A 23,769-nucleotide genomic window follows, 5' to 3' on the forward strand; every position below is an offset into this window, starting at 1 on the left:
ACATCATTCATCGTCTATTGACCAAGCTTACATTCTTCAGGCTTTTTATCCATTCTAAGCCCTTTGAAAACGGGCTGCCGCAATCCCCCGCGGGCAGTCCGTTCCATATATTTTACCACACATACCAGCTTTGGTTCAATCCAGCAGGCTTCCTCATTACCTCTGGGAACTCTCATCCCCCGGGGCGGCTCTGACAGCCGTTCCATCTGGCGTATACGGGAAAAATCAGGACCGGACACTCCCAGTGTCACATGCCCCTGATAGATCAGTTCTTTACCCTGAAACTGGCCCAGAACCAGGCTGCTCACATGATCTGATTTATCAATCCAACCGCAGACCACAAAGTCTTCATCCAAAAGATTTTTCATCTTGATCCAGTCTTTTGTCCTTTTTCCGGGAATATAAATACTGTCTTTTAATTTAGCGACGATTCCCTCCAATTGGTTTTCTTTCGCCAGCCGGAAAAATTCCACTCCCTTTTCCTCAATAAATCGTGACAGTGCCACTCTCTCATTTTCCTTCAGATTTTGCGCTAGCAATTCTTTTCTTTCCAGGAGAGGCCGGTTCATGACCGCTTCTTCTTCATAGTAGATCAGATCGAATGCGACAAAACTAGCCGGAAACCTTTTGGCTTCCAGCTCGATTTTGAACTTATTTGACATCAGGCTTCGACGTTGGATAGCGGAATAATCCGGACGTCCGTTCACCATCATCATAAGTTCCCCGTCCAAAATGCACTTTTTTTGCACCTGCTTATACATTTCCGCCAGTTCAGGAACCTTGGGAAGCATTTTCAGATCCCGCTTATTTTTAAGTTCCGTTAATCTGGCAGCCGGATCCAGATAGGCCACACACCGTTCGCCGTCCATTTTCAACTCATAAATATAATCTCTGCTGTCGAAAGCGTCGGCGCTTGCACCGATCAGCATGGGCTTTAAGCTTCTCGTCTCAAACAGGTCTCTCATGCCGGTTCCGCTTTCTTTCTGGTTCTCTTCTTTTTCGGAGAATTATCCTGATCTTCCACCTGGCGGATACTGGCCTGCAGCGCATCCATCAGGTTGATCACATTAGCCGGCTTTTCATCCGGAGGAGTGACGATCTCCTTCCCGGCGATCTTATCCTCGATAATCTGGCGCAGCCGTACCTGATATTCATTCTGGTACTGCTCCGGTTCAAAGGGTTTCACCATGCTGTTGACCAGAGTTTTTGCCATGGTCAGTTCCGCATCGTTCAATTCCGGATGCTCCGGCTCTTTGGGCATTTCCTTAATTTCATCATAAAAAAAGAGAGTTTCCACCAGAATACCGGTATCCGTGGGAATCAGCGCCAGAAGTTTTTCCGTCTGCCCAATCACGGTTTTGGCGATAGCCACCTTCTCTTCCGTCAGCATGGCCTTACGCAGCAGTTCATAGGCCTTATCGCCGCCTGCCTCCGGTACCGCATGATAAGTTTTATCATAATAAATCGGACGAATATTTCTCATCTCCGTAAAATGCAGGATGTGGATCGTCTTATCCTTTTCCGTCTTCGCCTTCTCAAAATCCGCGTCGGTCATAGTTATATACTGGCCGGGAGAAAATTCAAATCCCTTGATTATTCCATCCGACGCCACTTCCTTGCCGCAATTCGCACATACTTTCTTATACTTTACCCGGGAACCGTCCTCCCGGCAAAGCTGATTAAAGTGGATATCATTATTCTGTGTTGCCGTGTGAAGCGCCACCGGAATGTGAACCAGACCAAAAGAAATCGCTCCTTTATGGGATGCTGCCATATTTTATCACCTCGGCCTTAGTATGTGCAGAGGCAGCTTTTTCATTCTGAATCGCTGTTTTTTCTTTTTTACTTTGGAGGGAATGTTGACTAAGGGCCGGGATGAGCGGGAAAGGGCGCACCCGATCGGCACCCGGCGGCAAATCCCCTGGGGCCAAATCACTTCGGCCGGACATAAGAACAGCTAACTCCGAGGGCAGGAGAACCTCTTATTGGCAGGGTCCGGAACAAACTCGCCAAACTACGGCTCGGACAGTGTTCCGGGCCCTGCCAATAAGAGGTTCTCCCGCCTTCGGAGTCAGCCGTTCTTAGGTCCGGCCGAAGTGATTTGTCCCCGCGGGATTTGCTGCCCGGCTCCCAAAGGCACACCCCTTCCCGCTCAGCCCGGCCCTTAGTAAGATAAAATGCTATTTTCCAGATCCTGTTACTATTATTACGGGGAAATAGCTTGTTCTATTGGTTCAATTATGCTAAGATGATGATAAATTTTTTAAAGGAGTCTTTTTTGTGTTATCTGTTTACAGAAATGAACTGAAGTATTTGTTGAGCTGGGAACAGGCCGTGCAGTTGGAGGAGCAGATCAGTCAGGTTCTGGAACCGGATGAATTCTCCAGCGATGGGGTTTATCGGGTAAAGAGTCTGTACTTTGATACTATTTATGACGCGGATTTTAATTCCCGTTATTATGGTGAGTATTATCGGAAGAAAATTCGGCTCAGGATTTATGATGAAAATGAGCCATTTGCTAAATTGGAACTGAAGGAAAAGGAAGACCATTATCAGCATAAGACCAGCCTGACTTTGTCCAGGGAACAGGCCGTTCGTATTATGGACGGGGACTATAGCCTGCTGCTGGATCTGGATGAGGAGGCCGCGCTGCGCCTCTATTCTTTGATGATGGGCGAGGGGTACCGTCCGGCGGTCATCATCGAGTATGATCGCCGGGCCTTTGTGTATCCGTTGTTTCATACCCGGATTACATTTGATTCCGCAATTAAGAGCAGCGAGATGGAACTGGATCTCTATCAGAAAGAACTTCCCTGGACCCAGGTCAGCTCGGAACAGGTCGTGCTGGAGGTAAAATATGACCAGCAGCTCCCGCCCTTTCTGTCCAGTCTTTTCCGCAAATATTCCCTGTCCAGGCTTTCCGTCAGCAAGTACGGAATTGGACGTCCTATCTATCAAGAATATATTTTTTAAAGGAGTGTATGTATGTCAAAAAAAGATATCCTGTCCTGGTTTTATACCAACAGCACAGCCCTGACAGCCCGAGACATCGCGATTATCCTGTGTATCGGCCTGCTCTGTTCCGCGGTTATTTTCCTGACTTATAGATTTACCTATAATGGGGTAACCTATAATCCGAAATTCAATTCTTCCAATGTGATTATTTTGCTGATCACCGTCGTGATCATGCTGATGATCAGCAGTAATATTGTTATATCCCTGGGTATGGTGGGTGCGCTCTCCATCGTACGGTTCCGGACCGCGATCAAAGACCCCAGAGATACGGTTTTTATTTTCTGGTCCATCGTGGAGGGACTTTGTGTGGGTTCCCGAAACTTTAAGCTGGCTTTGATATCCGTATTGTTCATCGCCCTGGTTATATTCGCCTTCCATCTATATGTTCGGAAATGGAATTCTTATCTGCTGGTCATCCGCGGTACTCAAAAGACCATGGATGCCGCCCGGATTCAGGCGGTCCTGAAACCGACGGTCACTTCTGTGCGGGTGAAAGCGGTGAATCAGACGGATTCTTCCTGTGAAATGATTTTGGAGACGAAGGTAAAGGGAGCTCTTACAAAGGAAAATCTGGAGGTTTTACATAGCATCGAGGGAGTGAAAAGTTTCCACTGGATGCTGCAAACCGGAGAAACCATAGGATGATGCATATATGAAGGAAAAACTGCTGAAATTTTCAAATCCCAGAAACAAAAATTGGTGGCTGTTTACAGGTGCCCTGGTTATCTTTGTGCTGGCTGTGGTCTTGTTTACCATGACAGAGGAGAAGGACGCCGACAGTCTTCAGGAATATGTGAAAAACGGAAGTGTGGAATTCAGTGTTTCCGATACATTCCTGTCTGAAGATACCGAATTGGCGCTTACAGCCGATGCGGTTTACAGTTCGTCCTACGATATTTATTATACCCTGGACGGCAGCACGCCTGACCTGGAATCACCTTTATATGAGAAACCGCTTCTGCTGGAAGCCGGGGATACGGTTCGCGCGGTACCGGTAAAAGCCCGGGTATGTTATAAGAATACCTTAAGCGATGTGGTTACCAAGACCTATTTCGTCGGCAAAAACGCGGACCAGCGCTATACAACTCTCATCGCCTCCATTACCACGGATCCGGAAAATCTCTATGACCCGGTCACAGGCATCATGATGGAGGGCCCGAATACGGAGTACGGCTTTAAGAACTTTGATCAGAGGGGCGACGAATGGATCCGCGGCGCTAACGTGGAAATGTTCGACGAGACCGGAAATAAAATCATTGATCAAAAGATCGGGCTGGGAATTTCGGGAGGATACAGTGCCAATTATTTTCCCAAATCCTTAAAGCTGGATGCCAACGAGATCTATGATAAAGAGAACCCCAAATTCGAATATCCTTTTTTTGCCTCGGAAGAAACGGTATCTTTGCAGTCCTCCGGCCGCAAGTTCAACCACCTGGTCCTGCGAAACAGCGGCAATGATCTGTATTCTACTCTGATTCGGTGGAATCTGGCCAGTTCGCTGGCCAAGGAAATCGGAATGGCCCCGGTAATGTCCGCAAGACCCGTGACCGTGTACTTAAACGGCGAATATTACGGCCTGCTGCAGATGCAGGATTCCTATTCCTCCTATAATCTGGCCCAGCAGCTGCATGTGGAAAAGTATGAGGTGGAGAAATTCGAGAGCTCCGAGCGGGAATGCGCCGAAGCCGCCGGCTATGCAGAATATCTGTATTCCGATCTGAACGTGGCTTCGAACCGGGAACATCTGGAAGAACTGGTGGATATGGATAATTTTCTAACTTATTACGCCTTCCAGCTCATGGTAAATAACTTTGACTGGCCGCAGAAAAATTATGCCGCTTACCGGACTAATAAAGAAGGCGCCGATAATCGGATCCGGTTTCTCCTCTTCGACACCGATTATATGTACAACCTCTATGATACCCCCGACCGGGCGCAGGAGCTCTTTGGGGAGATGCTGGTGTACCCGGAAAATGACAACAACGCCCTGTCCAACGTATTAAAGTATCCGGATTATGAAACCCGTTTTGTCAATATCATCACTTCTCTTATGAGCAATATTCTGGATCCGGAGCATCTGTTGGAGCTGATCAACCGTTATAGTCAGGAGATCGCGGTGGAGATCGAATATATGGAAAAAGAAAGTCCGGACGCCGAGATACGAAACGTAGCCGAAAATTGGGATTCCGAAGTAGCCCGTCTGAAGCATTATGCAGAAGTCCGAAACGAGGAGGTAGCCGACTGGCTGGACACGCTGTTTGAAGTGGAAGATCTCTATACCGTGACGATGGCGCCTTCTGAGGGTGCGGATCTCATTTTTGGAGCTGTCCGGCTGACACCTGAAGATCCTGAGTGGAACGGATACTTTTTCCTAAGTCATCCTCTTACGGTGACCTGTGAGACCTACCCGGGTTACGAATTTGATCACTGGGAAGTGAATCAGCAGATTGTCACGTCCAGGGATCTTGTCATTTCTCCTGATTTGATCCTCGAAGGGGATAACCAGATTCGTCTGGTCACCCGCCCGATAAGCGGAGAAGGACCGGTCATCAGCAAGGTGTCCGCAGCCAGCGTGGATGACTGGATTGAGCTCTATAATCCATATACGAATACGATACAGCTTCGGGATTTTTATCTTTCCGATGACCGCAGCGATTTTTTGAAATACCGCTGTCCGGATACGGAACTGGAGCCCGGGGAAACCCTGGTTCTTTACGGTAAAACCAGTCCTGTGTTAAATCATTATCTGGTGAACTTTAATTTGAAAAAAGGTGAGGTTCTGACGTTATCCGATGCCGATGGAACGATCCTGGATCAGGTACGTATTCCAAAGATGGCGGCGGATGAGAGTTATGGGCGTTATCTGTATGGGAATACCTGGAAATTCTTTGTAGAGTTGGTCCAATAAATAATTACCTGATTATATTTGAGGACTTATCCTTTGAGAATAGTTCTTCCCCGCTGCGTATTTCTCTGTTATAATAATGGCTGACAGATATTTTACAGATATAGTGAATGATACATGGGAAAAACAAGGAGGATACGCAAAATGATCATCAAGGGATTTAAGATGAAACTGTATGAGGGTATGGCTGAAGAATATGAGAAGCGCCACAATGAACTGTGGCCGGAGATGAAGGATATGATCCATGAACATGGCGGCCGGAATTATACGATTTTCTGGGACAAGGAGACAAATATCCTGTTTGGTTACATCGAGATCGAGGATGAGGAGAAATGGGCTGAGGGGGCGGATACCGCTATTAACCGTAAATGGTGGGATTTTATGGCTCCAGTCATGGAAACGAACCCGGATAACAGCCCGGTATCGGTGGATCTTAAAAATGTTTTTCATTTGGATTAAGCGAAGTAATGCAATAGAACTTGTTAAGGATAGTTGGCAGTCATAAAGCATGGACTATATTTTGGCTTTACAATGGACCCTGTTGGTGATACGGTTTTATACAGCGTATCACCAACAGGGTCCATTTTCCATTTTTGCTTTTCTTTATTTATTGCGGCTCAATGTTGTGAATATCCCGGTCAAGCCCGCTTTGTTTACTCTGCAGCGGATCTTTTCAGCATCGGTTGTATATAGATCCAGCTTTTTCATACGGGTGAAGTAATAAGAACCGGAGAAAGTGTACTTTCTGCCCATTCCCGCATCGGTTGCCATCTCTTCTTTTACAAATGCTATGGCATCTCCTATCGCCAGTTCACGGGGGAGCTCGAATAGCTCAAGCCCTTCCGCGCATCTCACACTGTTGTAACCCGCCAGCGCTCCTGTAACGATTGCTTCGGTATGGCCCACCAGAAGTCCCGCTTTCTCCCCGGCGCAGAACAGGTTTTCAGTCTCTGTTACTTTCAGAGTATTTTCCCTTGGAGCCATCGCAAAGTACCGCATGGAGTTACCCTTTCCTCCCGCATAGGGGTCCTCGTACCGGGCATTTTGAAATCCCGGAATCTGATGCAGCTTCTCTAATGGATAATAGGGTGTCATAAGTTTCGCGTGCCCTGTGTCCAGCAGAATAATATTGTCTCTGAATTCAGGTAATGCATATTGCTGACAGCATTTCAAGTCCAGGTGGTCATCGATCAAGTCTCTGGGTACGGGAATGATGCAGACGCCTTCCTCATCCAGCTTATGGCTGATTTCGGGGGAGAGGGATTCTTTTAAGAGCTTGCAGGAACCGCTCATGGCGCCGACGGATCCGTCTTTTTTCCTGCCTTTGTACTCTTCTATGCCGGTCAGCCCGGTCAGGGATACTCTTCCACCGAAACTTGGACAGCGCAGTACACACATTGCACAGCCGTTTCCGTATTTTGTGCAGCAGTTCATGGGGCCTGCCGTACCGGTTGCGTCGATGAATACGTCTCCCTCATAGTTTCTGTTTTTGTCATCTGTGGCTTTTTCGATCCTTCTGTTTTCCATTTGGATGTGTGATATACGGGCCTGAAAGACCAACCGGATATCTTGATCTTCGAGATACCGCCTTACAGCGCCCTCGATCCTGCCGATATCGTACAGATCCGCGTGCTCATGGCCCGGAAATCTGATGTTTCTATGTCTGATGTTCTGATCAATCACCTGGAACAGATCCCCGGCACCCAGCGCGATCAGCTCTTCTGTGGCGGTAAAGCGGCCGTTGTTGCGCATAATCCCGCCCGCGAGACCGGTACCTAACAGCATATCTGTACGCTCCAGCAAGGTAACGGATGCCCCCAGCTTGGCTGCTTCCACCGCAGCCGCGCAGCCGGACCAGCCTCCTCCGGCGATAACCACTCTTTTCATAATTTTCTGCCTGCTCCTCTCATTGTTGTCCCAGATCCGGAAACCCTTTTTCTTATATCCGGAAGAGCCTTTACGAATATTATATGAAAGAATGACGGCTAATATTTATGACTTTATATTTGTGACTTTATATTTGGCTTTATGTTTGTGGCTTTTTCTTTATAAAGGCATATTTCGGATCAATTCTACCATAGCCTGCACATTTTCTCCGGTTGTCGCCCAGCTGGTGCAGAAACGTACCGCCGTGTTTTTCTCATCGATGGGCTCCCATATTTCATAGGCCGCGCCTTCGGAAAAATATTTCATCTGAGCCTGACTTAAGATCGGGAACTGCTGATTTGTCCAGGAGCTTACATAGAACGGGATACCCTTTTCTTCCAGCGCACAGCGGATTCTAAGAGCTGCGTCTACCGCGTTTTTACAAATCTTATAGTACAGATCATCCTCAAACAGGACATCGAACTGAATTCCCAGCAAACGGCCCTTTGCCAGCATACCGCCATGCTGCTTGATTATGTAACGGAAATCTTTTTTCAGGCTCTCCCTTGCGATCACGACTGCCTCCCCAAAAAGAGCTCCGCATTTTGTGCCGCCGATATAGAATACATCGCAGAGCCGGGCGATATCGGGAAGAGTAAGGTCGTTCCTGCTGCTGGCCAGTCCGTAACCAAGTCTCGCGCCATCCAGATACAGGGGCAGACCACACTTGCGGCAGGAGGCATACAGACTGGTCAATTGTTCCTTCGAATACAGCGTTCCGCTCTCTGTGGGAAATGAGATATATACCATGCCGGGCTGTACCATATGTTCCCTGCTGGCGCAGGCATCGTGAGCATCACAGTATGCTTCTACCTGATCACCGGTAATGGTGCCGTCTTCGGATGGCAGGGTCAGCACCTTGTGCCCGGCTGCTTCGATAGCCCCTGTCTCATGACATGCGATATGGCCGGTGTCGGCGCTGATCACTCCCTGATGGGCTTTTAAAATGGATGCGATCACCGTCGCGTTCGTCTGCGTACCTCCGACCAGGAAATGAACATCCACATCTTCTCTGCCGCAGGCTTTTCGGATTTTCTCCCTGGCGCTGCCGCAATAGGCGTCATTTCCGTATCCCGGGGTTTGTACAAAATTGGTCTCCGCCATTTTTTCCAGTATCTTGGGGTGGCATCCCTCTACATAATCACTTTGAAAATAGATCATTCTTTCCTCCATACGTGCGTTTTCCGTATCCCCATTATACAACAGGAGAGGGCTTCCCACCACCGGAAAAATTCTAAACCCGGCAAATACTTTTAAAACCAGCGGTAGTGAGGCTTGGCCTCCCGGAAGAACCAGTACCTCAGGTAATCATCCAGTACTATTCCTACGAAAGATAGAAAGAACCACAGAATGGTAAACGGCAGGCAGATCTGCCCCATCAGGTTAAACGGCACCGCACCATAATCCCAGACATTCCAGCCCAGCTTGATATTCAGCAGCCAGCCGGTGATGAATTCCAGTGCTGTTATGATGCCGGCCGAGGCCAGCATCTGCGCCCACACCGGAAAGCGCAGTGAATATTTGGCATCCAGCAGGCCGATCAGCACAAAACAGATCCCGCCCAGAACTGCCATACTCCAATGGGAATACCCACGGAACATAATTTCCATCAGATAATACACGCCTCCGCCAATGCCGAATAAAAATGGCAGCTTTGAAATTTGTCTCCACATTGCCTGTTCTCCTCCTTTTTAATCATTTTCTCCCTACAGCTGCGGAACCATTACGGTAATTTAAACCAATTTGAAACAGAATTGGGTTGCTTTGCATTTATTTCCATACTATAATGAAAAAAGAACCGCCAATACATAGAGGATCAGGTGTTATCATGAAAAACAACAAAATACACAGAAACAATACCGATGGTTTTACTTTAACAGAAATGATTGTGGTTCTGGTTATCATTGTCATCCTTATCGCTCTTTTGGTACCCACGCTGGTGGGTTATATAGACAAGGCGAAGGAAAAGGAAGCTATCGCGGAATGCCGCAGGGCAGTCGTCTCCACCCAGACTCTGGCTTCCGAAAAATATGGTTCGGACAATGAAGTATCCGGCGGTATTGCATTTCTGGCCAAATATAAAGATGAAATTTTTGATCTGGCTGAGCTGCCCGAGAAGGCCGTGATCAGCTACCTGTCCTTCGAGAATGAAGGAGCTTCCGCAGATGGCGCCTCCCGTTCCATCGCTGTGCTCAAATTCACATCCTCCAGCAAAATCAAAGTAATCTATGACGCCTCTAAGGATCCCAAATATACGATTGACTGGGAGAATTCCGGCGCGGGGAAATATCTGTCCAACGCGCAGGCATTGTGGGGGTCAAACGATTATATTAATAACGACAAACTCTGGGACGCATTTATTAAGGACAACAGCGACGCCCCCCTGACAGATACCGAAGTCCAGCTGATGAACGAATTCGCGGAAAAATTTGGCTGTACCCTGAAAATAGATCCAAATACCCTGCAATGGAGGCCTGTGCTGATCCGGGGAACCGATACGGTCCTGCTGTTCACACCTTCGGATCCTGTCACGCATAAGAACCAGAATACTCCTGTATTCTATGACGGAAATAATTTTTATTATTATGTCCGCAAGGATTATAAGGGAAATCTCGAGATAAACCAAAGTGCCGTGACTATGGATAATGCCCAGCGTCTGATCGATAATGCCTTGTCCAGCAAGACATGGAACACGGATGATATCGCTCCGAATCAGGGTGCCTGGGTCAGATATGAGCCGTAACGGTTTGTGGTTTCATAACATAATGTAGTTCGGTTTGCAATTCCGGCAAAATATACCCAAGATTGAAATGTATATAAGCCATGATTTCCTTTTCACAGGTTATCATGGCTTATTCTTTTATCTGACTACAGTATCCTTTTGTCTGCTTCACAGTATTCTTTTGTCTTTTTCACTTTCACATTTCCCTTTTTTCATCCTCATCTCCCGCAGCAACCATAAGAGACATTGTGATTACTCCAAGACAAGCCCCGCCAATCAAACAGAGTATATAGCCCATGGCATTTCCTCCTTCTCCATCGTTATCATCTTCCGTAAAAAAGGAATAACGAACACCGGATTCGCTGGTCCTTATATAATATCTTATCTGTTCCATCCAATAATATGAGTCTTTCAAATAGCAATATTTAACTGTTTGTTTTTTCTTTCTAAAAATTTTCACAGACTCTTGACACGTTGATCACATATTCTACACAAATGGAGCGTATATTATGAATTGCAAAAGCAAATAGCTTTTTCATCCTAACACTTTCTTTTTCATATAAGGCGGCATCTGAAAAGATGCCGCTACCCCCTCTTTTTTCCAGTTTCCCAGCCCAAAATTGATTAAAATATTCTTAACGACATCTTAGCGTGCAAATGAACAAAGTTTGTATATAATAGAATTATAAGGAGGCGGTTAAAATGTTGGAGACCTTGCTTGTTTCTTTCACATTACTTATCGTCTTATCTAAATTTGGTATTCCTCTTGTCTATTGGCTCAATCAATGTTCCCGCCATTGATTACCAAGAAAAGTGCCGGCAGCTTCCCGCCGGCACTTTTTTAATCCGCATGGATTTTGCCCTATCGGTTAATATGGCATTTAATACCAGTTTTTTCATGTTAGGTTCTTCTGATTTTGGATGGATTTACCCCCATATATTTTTTAAATATCTTGACAAAATACCTGGTATCCGTAAAACCAACGTTCTCCGCGATTTCATAAATTCTCAGATTGGTGGTCAACAGCTGTTCTTTCGCATATTCCACTTTATGTCTGTTGACACAGTCGATAAAGGATTCCCCATATTCTTTTTTGAAAATATAGCCCAGATAGGAGGGATTTACATAGAATGCAGCAGCGATTTCTTTTAGAGACAGGTTGTCCCGGTAATGTTCTTCCAGATACTGCAGAAGATCACCGACCAGTTTACTGTATACTTTGTGGGGAACACCCCCATTTTGTTCTTCCAGACTTTTTTTCGCCTCTTGAAAAGAACATGCTACCTCTTCGAGTTCTTCCACCTCTACGCCCATGCCGGATCTTACCTTTACCTTAAGGACCCGTGCCAGCGTCCCACGGACTTCCTCCTCAAAGGACCTGATCTGTTCCAGGGTCTGATGATGATCATAGAGCAAGATCACATAATTTTCCATACAGGAAAACGACAGACCGTACTGCCGCTCCTTCATCAGTTCATCGCAGACATTTGCTGCCGCGTATATCATCAGTGAGATTCCTTTTTTATCTGTGTCTTCTCCGGACAGAATCTGGAACACACTGATCCTGTAGGTACCCTTGTTAATCTGGATATTGAGGTTTTTCAATTTATCTTTTAACTCATTGATTCCGATATTTCCCTCGATCAGCCGCAGAAAGGTATTCTCCCGCAGCAGGTTCTTACCGGCCCGGGCCAGCGCGTCCCCACGGCGCTTCATGCGGATTCTGGAGACAGCCGTACCGATCACTTCATGTAATTCCTCCGGGTCCAGCGGTTTTAACAGGTAATCTGTCACCTCCATGCGGATCGCTTCCTGGAGATATTCAAAATCGCTGTATCCGCTCAGGACGATGATAATGGGCTGGGTACTCTCCTCTCTGAGCTCCTTGATCAGTTCCAGACCATTCATCCGCGGCATCTTGATATCAGTAATGAGAATATCCACCTTTGTCTTCCGGTATTTTTCAAGCGCCTGCTGCCCGTCATTTGCCTCTTCGATCTGCTCCACCCCGTGATTATCCCAGTTTACCGAACGGATGATCCCCTGACGTACCAGGGGCTCGTCATCCACGATCATTACTCTGTACATTCCTCTTCCTCCTGTCTTCCCGCCGGTAAATATAATGCCACACAGGTCCCCCTCATCGAGCTGCTGTAGATCCTCAGTCCATAGCTGCTGCCCAGCAGCAATTTCATCCGCTCATTTACATTTTTGATTCCGATATGATAGAGATTCTCCTCTTCCGAATCCGTCTCTATTTTTTGCTGCAGAAGTTCCCGGGTGGCCGCGTCCATGCCGATTCCGTTGTCCTCGATCAGAATGCAGACCCCTTTTTCCGCCTGGCTTTTTCCATGGATCCGGATCCTGCATACCTCCATCTCCTGGTTAAACGCATGGTTAATACAGTTTTCGATAATCGGCTGCAGGGTCAGCTTGGGAACCCGAAGCTCTTTTTGTTCCAGATCCAGGAGCTCTTCATATTCCAGTCTCTCCCCAAAGCGCAATTCCTGCAGCTGCATGTAATAATCAACATACTGAAGCTCATCCTCGATCAGCACGATATCCGGATGTCTTAAATTCCAGCGGAACATATTCCCCAGAATCGTTAACATCTGCGCGGTTTTCGGGTCGTCTCCGGATATTGCCATAGCCCGGATGGATTCCAGGGTATTGAACATGAAGTGCGGATTGATCTGGATCTGCAGCGCCCGAAGCTCCGCTTTTTTCATCTTGATGTCTTTTACATAGATCGTGTCGATGTATTCTTCCAACTTCCGGCTCATGTCGTTCAACCCATTTTCCAGCACGGCAATCTCATCGTCTCTCGTAACCTCCAGCCTCTCATCCAGCCTGCCCTTCTGAATCTTCCGGATATGTCTGACGATCCGCGTGATCCGGCTGCCTAACAGACAGGCGATCAGGAGTCCCGCAGCCAGACACAGCAGCAGACAGATCACCAATACCGGCAGTACCTGCTGCAGTGTCAGCCGGTAGACCTCCCGGTATAACACTCCTTTGTCTATGATATGGATATAGGACAGCCTGCTCCACGAGACCAGATCCGCCTTTTTCACCACGAACTGTTCCTGCTCCTTCCGGGGCAGCGCCGTGGTCTGTTTCAATAGATAATCTAAGCTCTCATCTCCTGTCCGGTAATATATGACACCTTTGGGATCGACGATATAGGTGGTCCCGATCTGCTGTTCTCCCGGACTGTCGTAGATTTCGAAAAACGCTTTTGGATCAATATTGATAATCACCGCCCCGCATTTCGGACTCTTCTGCATGTTATAGATATCCACGATATTCATATAGACACTGATGACGTCGTCCTGTTCTTTTAAATAATCGGACCGGTACACAGGCGTCATAACGATCTCATTTTCATACTTCTTCACTTCATTCAGGAAATCTGAATGAAGAAAATCCACCTCCTTGTTCCAGTCCTGAAACAGGCTTTTGGCAATCAGATACGTCTTATTCCTCTGATAATCCACCAGGATTATCTCTTTGACGAACTGGTTGCCATTGCTGGATGCCCGCAGGAACTGGTTGATGAACAGCTCCCGCTGATAATCATCCTGTTCCTCCCGCAGCACATCCGTAATATTTTGATAATCATATTCTTTCAGATAAAGGTTGGTAAAGATATTGCCGATGGACTGGAGCCGCCCGTTGATATCCACCTTCATCTTATCCATCAGCTCCGCCTCGTAGTTTGTCTGGGTCCTGATCATCTGTTCCGCCATGGTATTGGCGATAAACCAGGATGAGGCCCCCAGACCCAATACGATAATCAGCGAATACATGACCAGCATATTGCTGACAAATCTGTTTTTTTTCATCCGCTTATTCACTCACAATTCGAAGCTCCCTGCTGTCCGGCAGTTTTGGAAAGCTGGTCCCTCCCAAAGTCTGATACCAGTAACACACCGTAAACAGGTCGTCTCTTCTGGCCAGGTAGAGATCCTTCCTGGTCCATCCCAGATCCTGTATCTCGATCCTGATATCCGACTGGAAACGGATCGCGTCCTGCACATGCCAGCGGTACATGGAAAATCTGGGCTGGATATTGTACAGCCCGTCCGGCTTCCGGTAATAATGCATGCCCAGATACGGCGTACTGTACGTGGTATAAGCCCCGTCCACTTCGAAGTTAAAAGAACCCCCAAAGTAATCTTCCGTGCCGGTGTAAACGATGGAAGGGGCTTCCTGATCTTTGTCCAGGTAAATCTTCAACTCCCCTTCGCCCCACCAGCGTCCATCCCCGTTTAAACCGATGCTCATGGCCAGTCCCACATATTTTCCCTTTCCCTGCACCCCATTAAGGACTGTATGCACCTCTCCCTGGCGCAGTGGTTTGGACTGCCGGTACTGGGCGTGGAAATATCCGATGTTCTCCGGCAGGCTGGTCCGGATATAATTAATCTGATAAAAACACATGTACCCCCGTTCCGTCCGGTTTTCGATGGTCATCCGGCAATGCCTGCGAAACGGCATCTTCCAGAAGCAGTTCAGCCCCCGGATCGGTCCCACTACCACCTGGGAAGAATTCAGTGTAAAAAAAGGGCCTTTCATCCATTGGTCATCTTGCGTTTCCGCCCAGCCGTAGGCGAAGAAGTCCGGCAGGGGGCATTCCACGGAAGGCTCTGCCGATTCGTCCCAGTAGATTCTCAGGATGTAATTTTTATCAACCACACCGCCGAACCACATACTCTCGATCATACCGCTGCCATCCATATCCGCAAGCGTAAGCGTCTCCCCGGGTTTGATCAGTTCACACGGATGGATCTTCCACCCTTTTCCCAGTTCCCGGGCAGCACCGGCGCCGAAGCCTTCCGTTGCCATGGCGCCCTTTCCCTTTTCCCCTTTTGGATTCTCCGGGGAGATACTATAGCTCACCGCGTCATCCAATACCATCATATCTGATCTGTCATCCATCTGCCAGCTCCTCATGTAATTTTATTCTTATTCTTTTATAATTGTTGTCGGCATACTCTCTTATAACCGTCTCAACTTGTAATTATTTCTGTCCCTTTTTAAACGTTTCGACGATATCTTCGGCAACAATCTTGTTTCATCATTGCTTAAAGTAATGGCACAATCTTCTCCACGCCGCAGAACCTTCCGGATTATCCCTTGATGGCTCCCGCCACCATACCGTGCCGGAACTGTTTCTGCATACACAGATACAGGATCACGATCGGTACCGAAGCCCACATGACCGCGCCAAACACAATATCCCAGTTCGTCGTATACTGCCCGATCGCCCGGTAGATACCCGTGGTGATCGTACTGCCGGTCTTGGCATCCAGGATATACAGCGGCGGCAGGAAATCATTCCAGATCCACATACCGGAAAAAATAATCACGGTGGAGGTACATGGCTTCAGCAGCGGCAGTAAAATCGAGCGGAAGATCACAAACCGGCTGGCTCCGTCGATCTTCGCGGACTCTTCCAGTGAAGTGGGCAGCGTCTTAAAGAATTCCACATAGAGGAAGAATGAAACGCTGAAATAGACCGCGCAGTTGAACAGGATCATTCCCGGCATCGTCCGGAGCAGATGAAAGAAAGATAATGTCTTGATGCTGGGAATCAGGATCATCTGGACCGGTATCATCAGTCCCATCAGGAAAAAAACATAGATGCCGTTGTAGAATCTGGTCTTGTTCCGAGCCACAATATAAGCAGCCATGGATGCTACCAGAATCAGTAATACCAGTGAGCATCCGGTGATCAGGATACTGTTCAGATAGAGTCTGGGTATTCCCGCGCTGTTCCAGGCAGCGATAAAGTTCTGCAGGGTAAAGGAGGCCGGGGGGGCAAGCGGTTTCATAATGATATCTTCGTAGGGTTTAAATGCGTTCACCACCGCGATATACAAAGGCAGCGCAAAGATTACGGTGAGCGCTACAGCCCCGATTCTGGAAATGACGGAGACTTTTTTTCTCCTCTTCATCAATAATCCACCTCCATCTTTTTCAGAATCAGGTACTGAACCGCCGTCACCACAGCAATAAACAGGAACAGAATCAGAACGATCGCCGAGGAATATCCCAGCATATTATAGTCCGTCATTCTGGAGACCGCATTGACCGCGATCGTCTCGATGGTCTGCGGTGTCATGATCTTTACAAAATCATACTGGCGGAGCGCGTTAATCACGGAAAAAATAATGGATATCGTAAGTCCCGGTACCAGCAGCGGTAATGTGATGCGGAAAAATTTGTGGAAAGCGGATGCGCCGTCCACCTGGGCCGCCTCATACAAATCTTGCGGAATCGTCTTCAGCGAGGCATCGTAAACCGTCACATAAAATCCCAGTCCAGCCCAGGAGATCGCCATGGTAACCGTCAGCGTCGTGACAAACGGGGAGGCGAAGAAATCTACATTGGCGCCTCCGAAAAAGCCGATGATCTCATTGATCACGCCTCCGTTTCCCTGTGTCATATAGGACCAGATAAAGGACACCACCACACTGCTCAGCACACAGGGAATAAAAATAACCGCTTTACACAAATTGTAGGTTTTCTCTTTTTTGTCCATCCAGACCGCGATCAGTACCCCGAATACGTTGACAAAGATCACATTGAACGCGGTCAGGATCAGAGTCGTTTTCACCGAATCCCAGAATGCCTGGTCCGTCATTAGATTAACGAAGTTCTTCATTCCGATAAACTTATAGGTGGGGCTGATTCCATCCCAGTTCGTAAAACTGTAATAAAAGCAGACTACGATAGGTACCACCATAAAGACTAGATAGATCAGGCTGCCCGGCAGCAAAAACAAAAAGTCAGATAGTTTCGTTTTCCAGTTTTTCATACAGGCCCCTTCGTTACTGGGCGTTATCCAGCAGCTTGTCAAACTCCCGGTCCAGATTCTCCAGTTCTTTTTGCATATCCGCATTTGGATCCGAAGCCAGCTTCAATGTAAATTTAATCAACAGGTCGGATCCGCCTGCGATCCAGGCATTATCGCCAACAGTGTCAAAGAAATTGGGAATTCCCTTGTATTCATCCATCATTCCTTCGATCTCTTCGTGCAGCGGTGTCTTTTCATACTTCACTTCTTCCTTCAGCGGTGTAAATAACTGTTCTGTCTGAAGGAACTGGGCTGACCATGTGGGATCCTGAATAAAGAATTTCACAAAATCCTTGGCCACCTCCGGATACTTGGTCTGAGAGCTGACGGACAGGCCTTCATTTACCCATAAGGGCATCACCTTATTGGAAGCGTCATCTCCTGGTATGGGGAAGAATCCGACTTCGAAGTCATGAGGCATATTCATCTCGTCCCCCTGGGTCCAGGAACCCATCATATACATGGCGCTTTTTCCGCTGAAGAAATATTCATTGCTCTGGGCATAGGTCATGCTGGACCGGTCAGAGGTATTGTATTTTGTCATAAGATCGACAAATTTTTCCACGCCTTCCACAAATTCAGGCGTATCGGCAAAATTCACCTTCTTCGCCATTCTCTGCTGCGGCCAGTCCGGTGTCTGGGAAAGCAGATCAACTGCCTCGATACACTGGAAGGGAAGGGTATGTGCCCAGCCGTCTTTTAATCCCATCACAGCCGGAGTAACTCCCTTGCTGTTGAACGTATCACAGATTTTTACCAGTTCCTCCCAGGTCTTTGGCACTTCCAGATTGTTCTCTTTGAACAGATCCTTATTGTAGAACACGCCGCCCACCTGGATCTTATAGGGTACGACATAGATCTTGCCGTCTATCCTGGATACGTATTCCGGTTTGACCATGTCCACATCGCTGTCCTCAAAAGGCAATAAAGCGCCTGACGGAACGAAATCACTGGGGGTGGTCATCACCATAACGTCGGGGAACTGGCCGGTGGACAGCAGGGTCTTCGCATGTTCCCGAACCGTAATATTGGAGGATGGCTGGAAGATCAGCTCGATATGCACATTGGGATGTTCCTCCGTGTAGCGGTCAACCACCACCTGCCAGAAATCCCTGGTGAGAATAGGGGTCTCATTGGCCAAAAACTGGATATTCACCTCTTCTTCCCCGGCAGTTTCCGGTGTGGTTTCCGGCGTTTTCGCATCCTCCTCTGCCGGAACGGCGGCCGGAGCAGCCGAAGGTGCGGCCGCCGGTTCTTCTTTTGTTCCGCAGCCGGACAACAAAACAGTACTCATACACAGACATAATACAATAGCAACTAACTTTTTCATATACCTCTTCCTCTCTTTCTGCTTTTGATGGTATCATTATAGCATTGGAAGCTGTGTATGATAATGCCATGGATTCTATATTTAAGGACACAAATTCTAGGATTTTGGGCGCGGTGCTAAAGGGCTGGGATTGCCTCCATTTTTAATAGGTTTCGGAGGCTCAGCCGAAAGTAAGCAGGACCTTCCAACGCAGTGCGATCCGATCCCCGCGGAGCATTAATTATTTCATAGAAGCTGTATTGCTTCAAAATAAAAAAGACTGGATTTATACATAAGGATATTCAAACCCTCATATATAAATCCAGCCCGGTACTCTTAGTATATCATCCAATACGTATTCACCAATGTTATTTCACATACATCTGCATCGGATAAGAGAGATATTCCACTGGCTCCAGCTGCTCTACAGTTACATACCCCGCCGGTGCGTTCAGGATCGTGGGGATCCTGTTGACGATTGTCGCGCAGGTGTGTTCCACGGTTGCCGGTTTTTGCACATAGAAGGTGACATCCGGCTCGCCGATGATCTTCCAGTCACACATATCTCCGTCGTCGGGTCCGTATACTTTACCGATACACTGGGTCTCGATCACAGGTCCCTGGAACGTTTCGGTGGTGACCACAGCGCTCATGCCGATGCAGTTGCCCTTGGGAATTGTTCTTCCCAGCGTGGAAGAATACAGATCCGTGTCATAGAAGTAAGGGACACATTTCTGAGTCTGGGATTTGATCGTCCATCCCATCTTTGCGCACAATGATTCATTGGAATTCCATACATAGGCAGGCTCCAGTGTGGTCGGATGCGCTATCTTTTCCTCGAACTCTTCCGGCGTAAATCCCGCGCCGTGGGCCTCTGCCAATGCCAGCCCATAGTCTTCCACATTGTAGCTGACCGCTCCCTCGATCCGGTCGATCCGGTGAACGCCGCCGGCTACACAGCCGATCATATTGATCCAGTAGATATCCTGCATTCCAGCGCCCACGATGGTACAGTTATTTTCTTTCGCCAGTTTGTCTAATTTATTGGTAATCGCGGAGGCAGTTGTCCACGGGTAGATCGCCTCTTCACAGGTCGTAACCACATTGATACCGCGTTTCACGCAGCGCTCAAAATGCGGATAAACATCGTCCATAAAGCTAAACAGGGTTAACACGGCAATATTTGCATCACAGTTGTCCAATACGGCATCCGCATCACTCTGGATCGTTACTCCCAGCTTAACGCCTAATTCAGCCCAGTCACCCACATCCATGCCAACCACTTCTGGATTGACATCGATCGCACCGACGATCTCCGCACCTTTTTCATACAGATAGCGGAGTGAATATTTGGACATCTTTCCACAACCATACTGCACTACTCTTACTTTTTCGTTATACATTTGCGATACCCCTTTCCTGTCGCTCCCTTATACACATCCCAGATACTGCCCGCTGTTTTTCTCCCTGCGGACCGCACAGCACAGCGGATCTGGTAGGATCTCGTAGGATTTTGTATGGAAGCCGCTTGTCTTTGTTATCTTACGGCTCCATTGTAAACTTTATAACAGGAATAGGGTCAATACTGCAATTGTTACAAATTTAACGATATTTTATTGGTACTTGTAACCGCAGGAACATCCCCCGTTCCTCATACTCCATCAGCGGAATTTCCGAAATCACTTCACAAATATAATCCCCGCAGATCACATATCCCTTCTCTTCCACTTCGTTCAGCAGCCGGCCGGCATATTCCAGTTCCTGCTCAAAGCCCTCGCAGTAAATACACAGATAGGTATTGCTGGGAATTCTGGTAATCAGTGATTTATCTACGTAATCCTGGTCTACAAACACAAAGACCACTTCCGAATAAAAATTCCGTTTCAGGATGTTTTCCCGGGAGACGATTGATCCGGCATTGCAGAAATAGATCTGAGGCAGCTGATTTTCCATAAGACTGTCCTTCAATTGCCGCAGAACCTTTTCATACATTTCGATCCCATAGTCATAAAAATTTTCTTTTGACTTCACACAATACATCTGCCTCTCCCGAATGAATTCGGTCAGGATCGTCCCTGTCTTTGGGGCATTTTCATATTGTTCAAAGCTGTCCAGAGTGCGTTCGATCGCTCGTCTTTGATACTTCAGTTCCCGGATCTGCCTTTCGATCTGGCTGCTTTTCTGGCGGAGGACACTCTTCATCATATCAATATTTTTATCTTCCATGTGCATTTTGATATCTTTGAGGCTCATACCCAATGATTTCATATACTGAATCATGTCCAGTTGTGCGCACTGGCGCATATCGTAATATCGATAGCCATTCTCTCCAACACGGACAGGGCTCAAAAGCCCCATGCGGTCATAGAGCCTTAAGGTCTGTTCGGAAATGTGGTTTAATCTGGCCATCCTGCCAATCGTCATCTTATCCATAATTTCCTCCAGTGCCGCATTTACTGCGGCTTAATTCAGGTATGCGCTATGCGCGTTCCTCCAGTGCCGCATTTACTGCGGCTCAAATTCAGGTATGCGCTATGCGCGTTCCTCCAGTGCCGCATTTACTGCATTCTAAATCAAATAGATCTTGCGGCATAAAAATCATTAACCTTATACTTGCTATAATGTTTTCGACATTTATCGGCATCAAGGAACACACTGAACACAAAATAACCAGACTTTAAAATTTACCGAACATCCAGTCCGGCATTTATAAAATTATAACATATCTCCGCCTGTTTTCGATAGAATATCCTTTTAAAATATTTACACATAAGCAGCGATGGCAGATAGTAATCCAGCCGCTACCCAAATAACAGTTTTTTGACCACTTGTATTCGGATAATAACCGGCTATCGAAAATTTGTTGTAAGCAATTTTTATTTTTCCTATAATAACATCAGGAAGGGGAGATGGATCTAATGCAAATCGAAATAAAAATTGACCGTTCGTATAAGGAACCCAGAATCATTGTATTAACAGATTCGCTTACAGAGGAAGTGAGTCATATTCTAAAAAAATTATCCGAGGATGTCCCGCAGATCATTTCCGGTAATAAAAATGAGAAAATTGAAGTGTTGGAACAAGCAGAATTGATTCGAATTTATGCGAATACCGGAAAAGTTTTTGCGGTTACCGAGAAAGGGGAATACACTTTGCGGCTCAGACTGTATGAAATAGAAGAACGGTTGAATACGCATCAGTTTGTACGCATCTCAAATTCAGAGATTATTAATTTAAAAAAAGTCAATAACTTTGATTTAAGTTTAACAGGTACGATCTGTGTTCGAATGTCAAACGGAACAACAACTTATGTTTCAAGACGATATGTCTCCAAAATCAAAAAAATATTAGGAATATGAGGTGAAGAAAATGAAAAAGAAAATCATTTCACGCAGTGCTTTAGGGTTTCCACTTGGAATTGCGATAGGATATATAATTACAATATTTATTTCCCTCGGATGGGCAAACGGATCTTACTCGCCTTGTGTGCCTGAACTGGTATCTGTCATGGGAAATGAAATCTATGCCGTCATTTTGCAGGCGCTGCTTTGCGGATTATTGGGCGCGGGATTTGCAGCAAGCTCTGTGATATGGGACATAGAGCATTGGAGCATTGTAAAACAGACCGGAATTTATTTTGGAATCATTTCTGTTATAATGATGCCGATCGCTTATCTTACGTACTGGATGGAGCATAGTATAATAGGATTTTTAAGTTATTTTGGAATATTTGGCCTGATTTTTATCATTATCTGGATCGTACAATTTATGACCGGCAGGCACACGGTTAAAAAAATGAACGCCAATTTATATAAATCAAAGGAGTGAAGGATGTGCAGGAACAATTCCATTTCTATTTTCTTACCGGCTTCCTTCCTCGTTGCATTTTTCCGCGTTTAAGCTCTCCGCCACCTGTTTGATTGCAGCTTCAAATTTACTTTCGTATATCTTCATGGAGCAGGCGAACATCAGATTGGCCGGATAGTTAAAATTCTCTACATTACTGCCCGTCATATCCCGGTACTCAGCTTCTTCGCCCAGATGGGGGATTTTTTCAATACAAGGCCGCGTATCCTGCATATATCCAAACAGCTTCTTCTTCAGCTCCAAGCCCACGCCGCACTCGAATCCCACATCATTGGCGCACTCGTACCCCCGATAATTATTCAGGTCCGCCACTACCGCATCGCATTCCCTTATTAATTCCAGATAATTTTCGGTCAGATCGGCAGCCTGCGTGTAGCGATTTGGACTCTGCACCCACTCTCGGCCCTGCGCCAGATCCAAAGGAGTAAGCGCTTCCAGGCCATATCGCCGGCAAAGCTCTTTTCTTTTTTCATATATCTGACCGGCCCCTTCCTCATAGCGGACCAAATCCGCCAGGTACACAATCGGCCGCCCGCTGCTTCCCTCACCGGTCATTCGAATACACTTTTCTGACGTTTGATCCGGTTTGCTGCTGTTCTGCGGAAATTTCCCATTTCCCCTTCTGCCTTCGGCTTTCCATTCTTCCTCCAGATCTGCCATCAATACCTTAAGACAGTCGAAGAAATCACCTTGTATGATTTTCGTGGAACCCACTATCGTCGGAGAAAAAGGGAGGTCAAAGTAGGGTGCCGGCTGCTTTTTTTCATTATATACTTGTTTATCCCTTATGAAATATTGCTGATCTTTCCAGGCCAGAGGCCTTTTATCCCTGGTATATCCGTAGCAGCGGATCCCATTGGCATAGGCCATACCGATCTCATATATGGTACCGCTGTCCGCCTCTGAGCCCCGGTAAGCTTCCAGGTCAGCGATAATCACGGTAGTCTCTTTTATGGCGCGCTTCAAATCGGCAAAAATACAGTCCGCCCTCTTTTGAAGATCCGGGTTATCCATATCCAGCGGATGATCGTTAGGCAGTGTCACACCGAATCCCTGGCTCTCGGCGTACCGCCTCATGGCAGCCAGCATCGTATACCCGTTTTTGTAGAAACACTCAGGCCCCGCAATATAGATTCTTTCCTGTTCAAACATCGCTATGTAC

At 47.0% G+C, this 23,769-nt stretch carries 22 protein-coding genes; 7 read left to right on the plus strand and 15 right to left on the minus strand.

The features are described 5' to 3' along the window. Positions 1 to 14: 14 nt before the first annotated feature. The gene (locus KTH90_RS13400; RefSeq protein WP_158355170.1) at positions 15 to 965 is read right to left on the minus strand and encodes an ATP-dependent DNA ligase; all 951 of its coding nucleotides are present in this window, start codon (positions 963 to 965) and stop codon (positions 15 to 17) included. Beyond that, positions 962 to 1,774 (minus strand): non-homologous end joining protein Ku, encoded by an 813-nt coding sequence (ku, locus tag KTH90_RS13405; RefSeq protein WP_158355168.1) that lies wholly within the window; start codon positions 1,772 to 1,774, stop codon positions 962 to 964. The genes KTH90_RS13400 and ku overlap by 4 nt, the downstream gene beginning before the upstream one ends. A 506-nt stretch (positions 1,775 to 2,280) precedes the next feature. Here ku and KTH90_RS13410 point away from each other — a divergent pair. The 4 genes from KTH90_RS13410 to rhaM all read left to right on the plus strand — a co-directional run bounded on the left by KTH90_RS13410 (position 2,281) and on the right by rhaM (position 6,379). After that, positions 2,281 to 2,973 carry a polyphosphate polymerase domain-containing protein gene (locus KTH90_RS13410; RefSeq protein WP_158355166.1) on the plus strand — a complete coding sequence of 231 codons (693 nt, stop codon included), beginning with the start codon at positions 2,281 to 2,283 and terminating at the stop codon, positions 2,971 to 2,973. 12 nt (positions 2,974 to 2,985) lie between these two features. After that, positions 2,986 to 3,660, plus strand: a complete 675-nt coding sequence (locus KTH90_RS13415) for a DUF4956 domain-containing protein (RefSeq protein WP_158355164.1) — start codon at positions 2,986 to 2,988, stop codon at positions 3,658 to 3,660. Between the two features lie 7 nt (positions 3,661 to 3,667). Beyond that, positions 3,668 to 5,923: a CotH kinase family protein gene (locus tag KTH90_RS13420; RefSeq protein WP_158355162.1), complete on the plus strand. Its 2,256-nt coding sequence runs from the start codon at positions 3,668 to 3,670 to the stop codon at positions 5,921 to 5,923. 141 nt (positions 5,924 to 6,064) lie between these two features. Next, the gene (gene rhaM, locus KTH90_RS13425; RefSeq protein WP_158355160.1) at positions 6,065 to 6,379 is read left to right on the plus strand and encodes an L-rhamnose mutarotase; all 315 of its coding nucleotides are present in this window, start codon (positions 6,065 to 6,067) and stop codon (positions 6,377 to 6,379) included. Positions 6,380 to 6,523: 144 nt separating this feature from the next. Here the strand turns inward: rhaM and KTH90_RS13430 are convergent, their stop codons facing one another. The 3 genes from KTH90_RS13430 to KTH90_RS13440 form a co-directional block, all read right to left on the minus strand. Further along, positions 6,524 to 7,912 (minus strand): FAD-dependent oxidoreductase, encoded by a 1,389-nt coding sequence (locus KTH90_RS13430; RefSeq protein WP_330656009.1) that lies wholly within the window; start codon positions 7,910 to 7,912, stop codon positions 6,524 to 6,526. A gap of 54 nt (positions 7,913 to 7,966) precedes the next feature. Continuing rightward, entirely contained in the window at positions 7,967 to 9,007 is a 1,041-nt protein-coding gene (locus KTH90_RS13435) for a threonine aldolase family protein (RefSeq protein ID WP_158355156.1), read from the minus strand. Positions 9,008 to 9,099: 92 nt separating this feature from the next. Beyond that, a complete protein-coding gene (locus KTH90_RS13440) occupies positions 9,100 to 9,519 on the minus strand; it encodes a putative ABC transporter permease (RefSeq protein ID WP_158355154.1) in 420 nt (139 codons plus the stop codon). A 155-nt stretch (positions 9,520 to 9,674) separates the two neighbouring features. Between KTH90_RS13440 and KTH90_RS13445 the strand changes: the two genes are divergently transcribed. Beyond that, positions 9,675 to 10,589, plus strand: a complete 915-nt coding sequence (locus tag KTH90_RS13445; RefSeq protein ID WP_158355152.1) for a prepilin-type N-terminal cleavage/methylation domain-containing protein — start codon at positions 9,675 to 9,677, stop codon at positions 10,587 to 10,589. A 175-nt stretch (positions 10,590 to 10,764) separates the two neighbouring features. On the opposite strand, the gene KTH90_RS13450 is transcribed toward KTH90_RS13445, so the two are convergent. The 9 genes from KTH90_RS13450 to KTH90_RS13490 all read right to left on the minus strand — a co-directional run bounded on the left by KTH90_RS13450 (position 10,765) and on the right by KTH90_RS13490 (position 21,173). Then, the gene (locus KTH90_RS13450) at positions 10,765 to 11,028 is read right to left on the minus strand and encodes a hypothetical protein (RefSeq protein WP_158355150.1); all 264 of its coding nucleotides are present in this window, start codon (positions 11,026 to 11,028) and stop codon (positions 10,765 to 10,767) included. Between the two features lie 441 nt (positions 11,029 to 11,469). Continuing rightward, positions 11,470 to 12,657, minus strand: coding sequence for a response regulator (locus KTH90_RS13455; RefSeq protein ID WP_158355149.1), 1,188 nt, complete (start codon positions 12,655 to 12,657; stop codon positions 11,470 to 11,472). Beyond that, the gene (locus KTH90_RS13460; protein ID WP_158355147.1) at positions 12,645 to 14,414 is read right to left on the minus strand and encodes a cache domain-containing sensor histidine kinase; all 1,770 of its coding nucleotides are present in this window, start codon (positions 14,412 to 14,414) and stop codon (positions 12,645 to 12,647) included. The genes KTH90_RS13455 and KTH90_RS13460 overlap by 13 nt, the downstream gene beginning before the upstream one ends. Before the next feature lie 4 nt (positions 14,415 to 14,418). Continuing rightward, on the minus strand, positions 14,419 to 15,510 hold the full coding sequence (locus KTH90_RS13465; protein ID WP_238726931.1) for a glycoside hydrolase family 172 protein: 1,092 nt from the start codon (positions 15,508 to 15,510) through the stop codon (positions 14,419 to 14,421). Between the two features lie 191 nt (positions 15,511 to 15,701). Then, positions 15,702 to 16,529: a carbohydrate ABC transporter permease gene (locus KTH90_RS13470; protein WP_158355143.1), complete on the minus strand. Its 828-nt coding sequence runs from the start codon at positions 16,527 to 16,529 to the stop codon at positions 15,702 to 15,704. Continuing rightward, positions 16,529 to 17,392, minus strand: a complete 864-nt coding sequence (locus KTH90_RS13475; protein ID WP_238726932.1) for a carbohydrate ABC transporter permease — start codon at positions 17,390 to 17,392, stop codon at positions 16,529 to 16,531. Before KTH90_RS13475 ends, KTH90_RS13470 begins: the two co-directional genes overlap by 1 nt. A 13-nt stretch (positions 17,393 to 17,405) precedes the next feature. After that, positions 17,406 to 18,761, minus strand: a complete 1,356-nt coding sequence (locus KTH90_RS13480) for an ABC transporter substrate-binding protein (protein ID WP_158355139.1) — start codon at positions 18,759 to 18,761, stop codon at positions 17,406 to 17,408. A 347-nt stretch (positions 18,762 to 19,108) separates the two neighbouring features. Then, positions 19,109 to 20,143: an NAD(P)H-dependent amine dehydrogenase family protein gene (locus tag KTH90_RS13485; protein ID WP_158355137.1), complete on the minus strand. Its 1,035-nt coding sequence runs from the start codon at positions 20,141 to 20,143 to the stop codon at positions 19,109 to 19,111. 199 nt (positions 20,144 to 20,342) lie between these two features. Beyond that, a complete protein-coding gene (locus KTH90_RS13490) occupies positions 20,343 to 21,173 on the minus strand; it encodes a MerR family transcriptional regulator (protein ID WP_158355135.1) in 831 nt (276 codons plus the stop codon). Positions 21,174 to 21,658: 485 nt separating this feature from the next. Here KTH90_RS13490 and KTH90_RS13495 point away from each other — a divergent pair, with 485 nt between their 5' ends. Together KTH90_RS13495 and KTH90_RS13500 are read left to right on the plus strand one after the other, a co-directional pair. Next, positions 21,659 to 22,099, plus strand: a complete 441-nt coding sequence (locus tag KTH90_RS13495) for a LytTR family DNA-binding domain-containing protein (RefSeq protein ID WP_158355133.1) — start codon at positions 21,659 to 21,661, stop codon at positions 22,097 to 22,099. Positions 22,100 to 22,109: 10 nt separating this feature from the next. Then, on the plus strand, positions 22,110 to 22,568 hold the full coding sequence (locus KTH90_RS13500) for a DUF3021 domain-containing protein (protein WP_158355131.1): 459 nt from the start codon (positions 22,110 to 22,112) through the stop codon (positions 22,566 to 22,568). A 33-nt stretch (positions 22,569 to 22,601) separates the two neighbouring features. Here KTH90_RS13500 and KTH90_RS13505 read toward each other — a convergent pair whose 3' ends face one another. Beyond that, a complete protein-coding gene (locus KTH90_RS13505; RefSeq protein WP_158355129.1) occupies positions 22,602 to 23,759 on the minus strand; it encodes a nucleoside 2-deoxyribosyltransferase in 1,158 nt (385 codons plus the stop codon). Between the last annotated feature and the right edge of the window lie 10 nt (positions 23,760 to 23,769).

Source organism: Diplocloster modestus (genome assembly GCF_019042245.1).
GTDB classification, from domain to species: domain Bacteria; phylum Bacillota; class Clostridia; order Lachnospirales; family Lachnospiraceae; genus Diplocloster; species Diplocloster modestus.